Source organism: Bacillus hominis (assembly GCF_030348325.1).
In the GTDB taxonomy this organism is placed as follows: domain Bacteria; phylum Bacillota; class Bacilli; order Bacillales; family Bacillaceae_G; genus Bacillus_A; species Bacillus_A hominis.
Window position 1 is genome coordinate 2,754,315 of record NZ_JAUCFS010000005.1, and the last position, 11,983, is coordinate 2,766,297.

At 33.3% G+C, this 11,983-nt stretch carries 10 protein-coding genes; 1 reads left to right on the plus strand and 9 read right to left on the minus strand.

Annotation, left to right across the window (positions count from 1 at the left end):
* Positions 1-39: 39 nt before the first annotated feature.
* The 9 genes from QUF93_RS16770 to QUF93_RS16810 form a co-directional block, all read right to left on the minus strand.
* Positions 40-1,341 carry a PTS sugar transporter subunit IIC gene (locus tag QUF93_RS16770; protein ID WP_289359531.1) on the minus strand — a complete coding sequence of 434 codons (1,302 nt, stop codon included), beginning with the start codon at positions 1,339-1,341 and terminating at the stop codon, positions 40-42.
* A gap of 33 nt (positions 1,342-1,374) precedes the next feature.
* A complete protein-coding gene (locus QUF93_RS16775) occupies positions 1,375-2,157 on the minus strand; it encodes a histidine phosphatase family protein (RefSeq protein ID WP_289359532.1) in 783 nt (260 codons plus the stop codon).
* Positions 2,158-2,224: 67 nt separating this feature from the next.
* A complete protein-coding gene (locus QUF93_RS16780) occupies positions 2,225-3,427 on the minus strand; it encodes a prolyl oligopeptidase family serine peptidase (protein ID WP_289359533.1) in 1,203 nt (400 codons plus the stop codon).
* A gap of 131 nt (positions 3,428-3,558) precedes the next feature.
* Complete coding sequence (locus tag QUF93_RS16785; protein WP_071746413.1) at positions 3,559-3,861, minus strand: PTS sugar transporter subunit IIB; 303 nt, start codon at positions 3,859-3,861, stop codon at positions 3,559-3,561.
* A 209-nt stretch (positions 3,862-4,070) separates the two neighbouring features.
* The gene (locus tag QUF93_RS16790; RefSeq protein WP_289359534.1) at positions 4,071-4,907 is read right to left on the minus strand and encodes a MerR family transcriptional regulator; all 837 of its coding nucleotides are present in this window, start codon (positions 4,905-4,907) and stop codon (positions 4,071-4,073) included.
* Between the two features lie 150 nt (positions 4,908-5,057).
* Complete coding sequence (locus QUF93_RS16795) at positions 5,058-7,262, minus strand: helix-turn-helix domain-containing protein (RefSeq protein ID WP_289359535.1); 2,205 nt, start codon at positions 7,260-7,262, stop codon at positions 5,058-5,060.
* A gap of 130 nt (positions 7,263-7,392) precedes the next feature.
* Positions 7,393-8,751 (minus strand): MFS transporter, encoded by a 1,359-nt coding sequence (locus QUF93_RS16800; RefSeq protein ID WP_289359536.1) that lies wholly within the window; start codon positions 8,749-8,751, stop codon positions 7,393-7,395.
* A 278-nt stretch (positions 8,752-9,029) separates the two neighbouring features.
* Positions 9,030-9,692: an alpha/beta hydrolase gene (locus QUF93_RS16805; RefSeq protein WP_289359537.1), complete on the minus strand. Its 663-nt coding sequence runs from the start codon at positions 9,690-9,692 to the stop codon at positions 9,030-9,032.
* Positions 9,693-10,160 (minus strand): NUDIX hydrolase, encoded by a 468-nt coding sequence (locus QUF93_RS16810; RefSeq protein WP_002120347.1) that lies wholly within the window; start codon positions 10,158-10,160, stop codon positions 9,693-9,695.
* Between the two features lie 383 nt (positions 10,161-10,543).
* On the opposite strand from QUF93_RS16810, the gene QUF93_RS16815 reads away from it, so the two are divergent.
* Complete coding sequence (locus QUF93_RS16815; RefSeq protein WP_289359538.1) at positions 10,544-11,932, plus strand: erythromycin esterase family protein; 1,389 nt, start codon at positions 10,544-10,546, stop codon at positions 11,930-11,932.
* Positions 11,933-11,983 lie beyond the last annotated feature (51 nt).

An 11,983-nucleotide genomic window follows, 5' to 3' on the forward strand; every position in this document is an offset into this window, starting at 1 on the left:
TTAATAAAGTGAAACTATAATCAGCGGGGGGATACATTATTATTGCTCAGTTGCTGCTTGTTGTTCTGCTTCATAAGCTTTCTTATCTCCCATTTTAAAGAACGGATAATATAATAGAATTTGAGAGATAATGATTAAAACAGTCATGATAAGTAGTAGCCAACCACCAGAAATATAAGCTGCAAATGGCGCTGGTGTTACCCACGGCAATTCAATAAGTGGGTTGAATTTAGATAAAATTCCTGTAATGCTAAGGAATACAATACAAATTAATCCACCGACGATTGAAGATGCTACTAATGGAATAAAGTATATTGGATTCAAAACAAGCGGTAATCCAAATACAATCGGCTCATTTATATTAAAGATATTTGGAATGATACCGATTTTTCCCAGTGATTTATATTGCTCCGATTTCGCAAATAACAGATTTATTGCTAAACCTAACGTATTTCCTGTTCCACCAATGGCAACTGCAAAATGCATTAAGCTAAATCCTAAATAAGGAATTTCCGCAAAAGGTGTTCCTGAAGCGAAAGCTGTAATTGCTGCCGTAAATAACGGAGCCGTCGCACTATACCACACATTTATGATTGGTGCTGGATGTAAACCGAAGAACCAACATATATTCATAAAAGTAAAGATAGCAATAACTGACCATACAGACGATCCAATTACTTTTACAGGTAACGAGATTACTTGACTCACAAAATTGAAAATATTTTCATATGGAGTATAGCCAAATATTACTCTAATAAAGAAGATAAACGTGAAAATGATGATTGAAATAAATACGGGATTAATCGCATCAGCTACCATAGGTGGTACCGATTCTGGTAATTTCACTCCAATATTTCTTCTTTTTAATGCACAGTACAATTTACCGGTGAACACGCCGACAAACATGGCGACGAATATGCCATCACTACCTAAATACTGATTTAAAATAGCTGGAATTTGTTCTTCTCCAACCTTAATTGACATTGGCATTAAGCATAAGAAACTACCTAATGCTATAACAGCAGCTGTCATTCCGTTCATGCCTTCTTCTTTCACATAAGAATAAGCGATAATGACAACCATATATACTGCTAACAAGCTAAGTGTCGCACTAATCATGTCTTGCATATGCGTATATAAACCAATTTGAATTAAAAATTCTTTCCACCCTTCAAATGGTAGATTACCTAAAATAGCAAACAATGTAACACCGATTGTAACAGGAATTGTCATCATCATCCCTGATGTAATCGCATTTACTACTTTACTATTTCCGAGATAATTTGTTAGTGGTGTGATGATTCGTTCTAGTCCGTTTTTAGTCCCTTCTAACAGCTTCATAATTACCTCCAACATTTCTGACTTTTAATTAATTTACTTTTTCCCTTTTTCTACGTAGCTCATATCATTTACAAATTGAACTTTATATTTCCCGTCTTTATACACTACTTTTGAAACACTTGCATTTCCTAATCCTTCTTCCACTTCATTTAACGATTCAGGAGATATTGAATATAACAGCGCCATTAATGATATACCATGTGATACAACAAGAACTTTACCGCCGCCATCTTCTGCAACTTCTTTTGCAATTTGATCAACTTCTTTTTTCATTCTCTTCGTAACTGTTTCAGTATCTTCTGCTTGTTTACTCTTATCGATCTTCGCTGCAGTTTTCAGCATAATATCAACGTCAAAATTATTCATAAATTCTTCATAGTTCATATTATTTGCTTGTGCAAGTTTTTCCCGAAAAGTATGATTTAACTCCCCTTCAAACTCACCGAAACATGCTTCCCGCAAATTTTTTCTTTGATTAATATTCATACCTTTATTTCCACTTTGATCTAACACAATTTTCTCTGTTTCTATTGCACGTCCACTATCGCTACTATACGCCTTTTCAAACTTAACTCCTTTCAAACCTTTACCAAGGTACTCTGCTACTTCAATTCCATCTTTAGTAAGGGGCGCATCTGCCCATCCCTGTACTCTATCAGTTGTGTTTAGCATTGTTTTCCCATGCCTTACTAAGTAAAGCTCAACTGGTTTTTCTTCTTTTTTCTCCTTAGCTTGCTCTGCCTTATTAGGCGAACATCCAAACAAGGATACTGTCAAAGAAGCTACTAAGCAAAACGATACTATTTTTTTATTCATCGTATAATCTCCTTATGGGCAATATCGGTAGTAGAATGATTATTTCCTAATGATTTTATGTAATCAGCTATTTTGACTGATTAAACAACCAATTTATCATCTCTTTATCTTGCAAAGCCGGTACCCACGAGAAGTGCCCCATTGGTTTAACGATTCCAGTTGGGTATTCTGTATATTTGACCAAAGAACCACCTAGTTCTTTAATAGCTTTTACAGCATCTCTGCTATATCTCACATCAACCAGCGGATCATCTTCTGCATGGAAGACCCAAATTGGCATATCTTTAATATCCTTGAATACTGAAGTATCTTGTAATGGTTCATATTCACCAACAAGCTTATTTCCCGTCAAATCTCCTATTCCACAAATCGGAACAGCAGCTGCGAAAAGATCCGGGTTCTTCTTCATAACATTCCAAGTCCCAATTCCACCATTGGACATACCAACAACATATATGCGATTTTTATCAACATCATATTTATCGATGGTTTCTTTTAGTAAATTCAACATAGTAGTATAGTTAGGTTCCTCGGTCCAATATGCTGTAAGGGTTTCAGCTGCTTCAACCTGAGGAGCTAACACATATGCAGGGTTTTTCTTTTGCTGTTCTGGATTAGCCCACGCTACAGCGCCCTCATTTCCTACGACTTGCATATAGTTGTCATTACCTCGTTCACCTGATCCATGTAAAAATAAGACTAGTGGATATTTTTTGTTAGGCTCTTTTTTAGGCTCAAAAAGTCTATATTGCATTTTGCTTCCAGAAGCATCTTGATATACCCCTTTTTTGAAATCATCTACAACAGGAGTAACTACATTTGAAATTTTATTTTTCTGTTCGGATGCTTTAAAAGTTGCACCTTCTTTTGTTTTAATTTCTTTCTTAAGAGTTAACTTATAATCTAAATTATCTCTTGTACTTAAAAATTTTTCTTCATTAAATGTTGATGTAGATGCATGTTTATCGTTTTCATCTAATTCGATCACAACGTATTGTCCGTCTTTTGAAGCCTCTGATACCTCAGCTTTATTATTTGTATACACTTTATTTATTTTTCTATTTTGAGGTTTCCCATTCACTTCCACCTCAACTTTAAAACTATCTTTTGTTAATTTTGAGCTATCTATTGTATCTCCAAAATCACAAACAACGGTAGCTCCTACTTCCCCATACGGAAGAACATTCGTTATAAGTGTTATATCTGAGTCCTTTAAAGCCTTACCTTTACTTTCTGATGAACATCCTGAAAGTACCAAACCACCTGCCAAGCTCCCTATCACCATACATAAAATTGGAAATTTCCTTATCTTTTTCAGACGATGACCTCCTCAAAATATGTACTTTTCATAACTGACATAAATCGTATAAAGCTCGTTAATCGTTCCCAATGCAGAAACTTTTAATCACCTAAAATAGTTTTCACTCGTTCTATCACTTTTTTCCCATCTAACATGCCGTAAGCTGCCATATCAATTACTTCAATATGCTTTTCTGGCAATTGTTTTTTCACATTATTTAATGCATATCGAACTTGTGGTCCTAATAAAATCACATCAGCTGCTGGGCCAACATTTTGTGCTTCAGTTAATGCATAAGCATTAATTTCACAGTTATAACCTGCTGATTCTGCATATCCTTTCATTTTGTTCATTAACATACTTGTAGACATACCTGCATTACATAAAAGTACGATATTTCTCATAATTTACAACCTCCAATATTTGTTTTAAGCACTTTGCATACTCTTTATATCTGCAAGCGCTTTCTTTATGGTTTCAATATAAACTATGGTCTAAGACTAGGGTCAATATCTTTATTTATATATTTTTTATAAATTGATTTGAAAGTATTTTATAGCTAGAAAAAAGAGCATCTAATTGTAGACAATGTCTAACAATCAAATGCTCTTTTCTATGCTTCTGTATGTATGAATTCATTATTTGTTTTAATAATAGGAATCATAATAATATAATGTTCATCTGTTTTTTCTTGACTCTTTGTTTCGCAAACATATCGACATAAAACATCTCCGTTAAGAGAGTATCCCTGTTCCTGCATAATATGTAGTGGCTCATCTAATATCAACGATGATAACGGTTCATCCACGTCTTTTTCATATAAATAATGTAAGCACTCTCCCATAGGTATTTGAATAACTGAATCATCCATAGGTAATTGACATTCTTTCATCTTTGATTCAGAGATAGCCATTACCCAGTAACTATTATCTATATTTTTCATTTTATAGTCTTCAAGTGGAATACATAATGCTGGAGAAACTGTTGGTAAGAAATTTAACCATGTTTTTAATAGTGGATTTGCATACAATGTTCCTTCATTTAAATGAACATGTTTGAGAAAATAATAAGTCTCAGCTTGTTTTATAACCCATCGCTTATCTTCTTGTCTATATTCGTTTAATAAGTTCATAAATTCATTTATTTGCTTTGTTTCTAACTCTAACTGTTTTATCGCTTCATTTTTTTCAGCTATTTTATCATTACATTTTTTCATTATGTCATCATATTCTAAACCGTTAAAAACCGATCCAATTTCTTTCACATGAAATCCCATCTGTCTAAAGCTTCTAATTGCTAAAAACACTCCAAAATCCTCATATGTATAAAATCTAAAACCGTTATCTTTGTCTTTTTGTGGTTTTAGGAATCCTTTCTTTTCATAAAACCGTAAAGCATCTATTGAAACTCCAAATTCCTTTCCTACTTCTCCTATTTTATATTTCTTCATGTATATCACCTTCAAATCTATAATTCCTTTAAATACCTATATAGTGTAACAAGTTTTAAAAAACAATTATATAAAAATAAAAAGAGATTTCATATCAAAGCGAAATCTCACTTTATCAAAATAGAACATCAATGAAGATATAAACTTCTATTATCCTACTACTTCTCCATGCATATCATAAAGCTTTAATGCCATCATTAAATTAAATCTCACTTCCGCATGATTTAAATCAACTGAAATGAGTGACTCAATCTTTTCAAGCCTGTACAAGAGAGAACTTCGATGAATAAACAGTTCTTCTGCAGCACTTTTTATATTTCCATTGTTTTGTAAGAACACATGTAATGTATTATATAAATCAATATTCTTCCCTTCTGAATATTCAATTAGTGGACCGATTTGTTTTTTTATAAAAAGGTCTACGGCTGTTGAATGATTTAAATGATGTAAAATGACATATGATCCTAAATCTTCAAATAGTGCAAACCCCTGTTTGCGAAAGCGACTGTCTAAAATATTTAGAGCCTGTATAGCTTGTTGATAACTATTATAATAGTCTTCTAATTGCTTTGTAACACCACCAATTCCTAATAATACATGACAACCAATTGGTGATGAGTGTATCCATTTTTGGATACTATGAAACATCGATTCCCAAAATGTATCAGCGCTCTTCTTCTGATCTTCAATAGGAACAATTAAAAGTTGCTCGTCATTATGAGATACTGCTAAAATGCCTGTCCCTAGTTCCGGAAGACGAGTCTTAATTAAGTCCCATACAAGTGACTTTTTTGCTTGTTGTTCAAGTAAGTTTCCTTTTTTTAATTCTTTCTCATCGAGTGAAATGGATAATACAGCGATTCGATGTTTTTTGAATAGGTTCCATTGATACAAGTTAGCATATTGCAAAATGTTATCCCGATCCTCAATTTTTTCAGTTAATAATTTACTAATAAAGCTGTCTTTCATCTGTTCTTTCGTATCTAGAACCAGCTTTTGTTTAATAAACTGGATGGAGCATATATTTCGGGCTAAATCCACCGTTAATTGATCAAATTCATCCATCCCTTCACTAGATCTTCGTACTGCTAAATATCCTAAAAAATTACCGCCCCCATTAATAATCCAAAACGAAAAACAATAATCACTATTATCCGGATCATTAATTTGGAAAGTATCAGTAAATCTTTGCTTTTTACGTTCTTCTCTCGTTAATTCAGCTAAATGTTCTGCTAAGCGACTATCCTTTTCATCATGAAATGCTATTGGTTGCATAAATCTATCAAAAATAAATACTGTATCTTGAAACAGACTACCCAGCATTGTTGTAATTCCTTCAAAGTTATTATCATCGACCGTTTCTTTTAATAAAGCTTGCTGATAATCTAATAGAAAATGAAGTCGTTGTTTATGCTCTTTTTCACCATTATATAATCTTGCATTATCCAGTATAGTGGCCAAATGGTTCGCAATCATTTCAAGTGATTTTGCATCTGCCTCCGTAAAAACCCCTTCGTATTTCTTTTCAACATGTAAAACTCCAATCGGTTTCATATCAATAACGATTGGAGCAGTAAACTGTTCACCACCAATCGTTTCAAAAAATGGAAAGTGCTCTTTTAACACATATTTACCCTCAACCATAATTTTGTACGGTCTTCTCATTTCTCCATATGATGGTGGTTGTAAGACAAAACAATTTTCAGCCTCGTTATACAGGTAAACACATGAGAAACCAGCATTTGTTTCAATTCCCGCTTTAGAAGTTACTTCATACACATGCTTTTCTAACGGCACATCTAGTGACAGATTTTTGCTAATCCATCCAAATCCTTCAATCTTTTTCAACTGCGACTCTTTTTGTCTCGCTACAGCGATTGCCACTGCTATATCTTTTCCGAACTCTTCAAATGATATTTCCATATCTAAAAGCGGGACATGACTTAAAAAGGCGACAATACAAAACCCAAAATGCTGGATATCATCTTTTAACGGGACAGTAAACCAAGTCTCCGCACCAGCACTTTGCAATGTTTCAGATAGAAGACACACTTCTGGTAAATCTGCGGTTTGATCCGTTATGCTTTGATATTGTAGTTTGGAAGAACATTCATCAGAATGAAGAGGAAACGCTGAAGCTAAAGAAGTTAAACTCCCGCTCCATGCTTTTGGCAAAAACTGTCCTCCTTCATTAAAAATGACAGCTACAAAATCACAATGTAATTCTGAGCAAAAAGAATGAGTTAAATACTGAAGCGCCTCTTCTTCCGTATCGATTTTAATAAGCTGCCGTGATGTATTTCGCAAATGATATTCTATTCTTTTCATTAATCTCTCTCTCTTATTACTAGACACGCCCCATCCCCCATTTCATCTTTTCTATCTATTGTATAAGAAACGTTACATGAAATAAAAGTAAATATTCTAATTATTAACTGAACATTTTTAAATCCCGAAGAAATGTATCCCCGGGATTGATCATTCACTATTTTGCTGTAGTTACATTATTATTTCCACTAGCAATCTCTTTTTTCTCTTTATAATAAATCCCATGTTCTTCCTTAACAAATAACAATGCTATACCACCGATTACAGCAGCAGTCGCAATTGCCGCAAAATTATATTGAGGTAATAAATGCATGGAAAGAAGAATACCTACCAAAGTCGGAGCTACCACACCTCCAAGACGCCCAAAGGCCATTGTACTTCCTACTGCTGTTGAGCGCATATTACTAGGATAATATTGAGAAACGAATGCATTTGACATATTTTGTAGTCCAACAGAAGAAGCGCCAATTACTGAAATTAACAAAAACCCAACAAACATATTATTTACAAATCCGATGAGTGATAACGCAATTGCTCCACAGAAAAATAATGGGACAAGTACCTTTTTAAATCCGATTTTATCTACTATTGGACCGAATATGAGTGTTCCAACAATAGCTCCAATTTGCATGACCGCTGTAAATGTGAGACTTGATTTAAGATCGTATCCTGACTGCATCATAAGCCTTGGTAACCATGTACTCATAGAGTAAATGAGTACGAAAGCACTAAAACATGAAATCCAAAACATAATTGTACTTACGGCACGCTTTTCCTCAAATAACTTAACTACAGGAGATCCTGCTTCTTTAGTTGATGGTTTTGTAAATTCAATTGCCACATCTTTACTTAATTGTGGATTTACCTTAGCTATTACTTTTTTAGCTTCTTCTATCTTTCCTTTCATTAATAGAAAACCAACAGACTCAGGAATACTTTTCATTAAAAACGGGATAAACAATAACGGAATTCCTGCTAACCAAAAAACAGGCTCCCATCCTGCTGTCATAAGAAGGGAACGACTTGTAAGTGCCGCTGCCATTGCTCCAACTGAATATCCACAAAAAATAAAAGATACGATAGCAGTTCGAACTCGTTTCGGCGAGAATTCTGTTGCTATAGCAATTACATTCGGCATAACTCCGCCAAGCCCTATACCTGCGATAACACGGAAAATCGCAAACATTACAGGACCGTTCGCAAAACCAGCTAGAAATGTAAATAGACTAAATAAGATTGTAGTTACTAGTATGATATTTTTACGACCTATTTTATCAGCTAATAAACCAAAGAAAGCAGCACCAATTGCCGTTCCTATAGCTGTATAACTACCAATTGCCCCTGCTGTAACATCCGATATTCCCCACTCTTTAATGAGCGAAGGTACTGTTGCTCCATAAATAACTGCATCATATCCATCAAATGCAATTACGATAAATAACCAAAATATTAACCAAATATGCATGGAATGAATACGACTCTCGTCTATCACATTCATCGGGTTAATCGATTTCATCTTAATAGCCTCCTTATATGGGAATTTTCTCTTTCTTGTATTCAATATCAGTAAACGCTTTCAATTACCTCCTCCTAAGTTTCTAAAAACTTTTCTGAATTTTCCGTATTTAAATTGTAATAACTACTATTAAAAATTGTTATCCGCTTTTTATAGGAAATAGAAAAGTAATATTCCTATTTAATGCGGGCTTCGCTTCATAGGAATTAAAATTTGAACATAAAAAAAGAGGTGCAATAAGCACCTCTTTTACATGTATTTTTATAATTATAATTCATTCAAACTTTAATTGTTTCTTCAAGTTTTTCTATTATTTTTGCTATAGCTGTAATTGAATTCTCCGTTTCAAACTCTCCAACATTTACAGAATGGTTTGCGTTTTTGACAACATCGATCTTTAAATTCGTTTTATGTAACTGATCAATTTGATTTGCATTGTATTGGTGATCTTTGTCTCCAATTACTAAAAGCCCTTCATGATTACTGTGTAAGATAGATTCAAAAATCGTATCAAACGTCAGTAAAGGTGTCAATAATATCATTTTTGACTGTAAAAACTCTTCTCTCTTCATTAAATCATTTGCAATCGGAATCGTTCCAAGTGATTTCCCTAAAAACATAGTATAGTTGTATTGCTCATTTTTTAATACTTCATTCATTATAGGATTAATATCATCCATCATTACTTTCGTTACTTCTTCCATTGGTTTATTCATTAATTGTCCATCATAGGAATAATGAATATGTACAACATCAATTTTATTTTCAAGCATTAGCATCGTTGCATAATAGAATAATGGTTTATCGTAATTGTATCCTGAACCTGAAAACATAAAGCAAACCGCACTGGAACCTTTTTCGATATGTGTGTAACGAATTACTTTATCATCTATATGTATTTCTTTTTTAGTCCCCTTCACCCTTTTCCCCTCCGAATACATTTACTTTTGTAAAACGATGTGTTCTGTATGAACTGCTATATCCTTTACTTTCTCTTTTATAAATGCTGGCTGTAAGTTATATGCATGTAGCTCTTCTACCGGCACCCACTTAAACAAATACGTTCTGCCCTCTTCTTCCAAAATATATTGATCCGCTCCATTCGCGGGTAATTCATGTAGCTCTACTTCATAATAAAAACTAATTTCATGGAACTTTCGCCCAGAAAGTGTAAAGAAATTTTCTACTGACCATATTAATCTCTTCCCTTTAATAGGAACACCTACTTCTTCTGCCAGCTCTCGTTTTAACGCATCTTCACTATTTTCTAGCATTTTCACACGGCCACCTGGTACGTACCAAAAATCTTCACCGTCACCTTGCAAAATAAGGATTTTATTATCCTGTTTACAAATTGCGCCGACGCGGTAATTAAAACATGTTTTTTCCACTTTAAATGTAAGATCCACAATTTTGTGCCACCTTTATATAGTTTTGGATTAAGATATTAAACAATTGTAGTTACAAGTAAGTACACTAAAAAGCTTTTTTCACATGCACTTTACCTAATTACACACTATTATTTATAAATTAAGGTTACTAAATCCACTCATGTCTTTCAATATTTTTAGACAAAAACCACTATTCTAACTATTAATCCGTTATTTGTTGTTAACTAACTCTTATTAATTAATAAAAATAATAATCTTTATCATTTAATGGTAGATTGAATATTCTTAATTTTTATATTGTTTCTTTTGTTATTATCAACTAATATAAATATGTGGAATAATAGTAGATATTTGGATGTATCTACCGCTATTTTAAAAAAATGTTTCATGGGGGGAAATATGTGTTTACTAAGTGGAAAATAGGAATGGTTACTTCTCTTCTAGCTTTCACGGCATTTACATCTGTGATTTCTGCTGAAGAGAAACCGAAAGATCAACCAAAATGGGAAGAATGGATAAAAGAAAATGCACAAAAATTAAACGAACCAAACGCACAGACAAATGAAGATTTATCCTTTTTAAAAGAAAAAATAAAGGATAAACGAATTGTTCTGCTAGGTGAAAGTACACATGGTGCTAAGGAAATAAACCAATCAAAAGTACGTATGATTAAGTATTTACATGAAGAAATGGGATATGATGTAATTGCATTTGAAACAGGATTTGCGGAGGCAAATGCTGTAAATCAAAACCTCGACCAACTAACTGCTTTGCAGGCCATGAAAAAATCTTTATACGGTGTTTGGCATACTGAAGAAATATTGGAGCTATTTCAATATATAAAAGATCAAAAAGAAAAAGGAACACCTCTTATACTAACAGGGTTTGATGCTCAATTCAGATGGTATTCTTATTTCCCTGAGTTTGCAAAAGAATGGTTAGAAAAAATTAATCCTGAAATTGCTAATGATATAGAAATAGCTCATAAAGAATTACTCAATATAGAGGAGAAAATTGCACCTGTAGATAATAAGTACTCCTACGAACAATATAAAGCGGACGTTCAGCAAGTAATAGCGAAATATGAAAAAATTAAAACGTTTGTTCAACAACATAAAACCGAATTAAATAAGATAGCTCCCTCAAATACATACGATGTAAATCTATTAGAAAAGACTATCAGTATACGCATTGATACAATTAAAACACTCCAAGATGCTACTGTAAAAGAAAAAAACTTTATTTACCCAACAAACTTTAAACTTACAGATCTATCACTTTATATTCGAGATCAAAAGATGGGACAATCTTTAGCTTGGTTAAGTGATATTCAATACAAAAATAAAAAAATCATTGTATGGGGACATAACTATCATATCCGAAAACAAAATTCAAAAATGATACTCGATTGGACCAAATACCAACAATACAATTTTAAAGCGCCCAATATGATTGATTATTTACCTCAACGGATAAAAGATCAAATGTACACAATTGGCGTATATGCATATAGCGGAAATAGTTGGGATAGTACTGAACTTGATAAAATAGTCCCTATAGATACAGACCATGCTGAACAAAGTATCGAGAATATATTACGAACATCTCAAAACTCTAATGTATTTGTCAATTTGAAAGGAGAACGCAATCGTCCTGAAACATCTTGGATGTTTACTCCTACTACCGCAAGACACTGGGGTGATAAAGACTTTGAAGAAATTTTGAAGCCAATTGAACAATACGATGGCATACTATGGCTAGACCGTATTTCGCCATCACAATATAAGTAAGGAAAAGAGCACACTTTCGCTATGAATAAGTGTGCTCTTTTCTATTCATAA

Excerpts from the sequence above, each read along its gene's own strand:
- QUF93_RS16770 (WP_289359531.1), bottom strand. The coding sequence starts at position 1,341 with ATGAAGCTGTTAGAAGGGACTAAAAACGGACTAGAACGAATCATCACA.
- QUF93_RS16775 (WP_289359532.1), bottom strand. The coding sequence starts at position 2,157 with ATGAATAAAAAAATAGTATCGTTTTGCTTAGTAGCTTCTTTGACAGTA.
- QUF93_RS16785 (WP_071746413.1), bottom strand. The coding sequence starts at position 3,861 with ATGAGAAATATCGTACTTTTATGTAATGCAGGTATGTCTACAAGTATG.
- QUF93_RS16790 (WP_289359534.1), bottom strand. The coding sequence starts at position 4,907 with ATGAAGAAATATAAAATAGGAGAAGTAGGAAAGGAATTTGGAGTTTCA.
- QUF93_RS16800 (WP_289359536.1), bottom strand. The coding sequence starts at position 8,751 with ATGAAATCGATTAACCCGATGAATGTGATAGACGAGAGTCGTATTCAT.
- QUF93_RS16805 (WP_289359537.1), bottom strand. The coding sequence starts at position 9,692 with ATGTATTCGGAGGGGAAAAGGGTGAAGGGGACTAAAAAAGAAATACAT.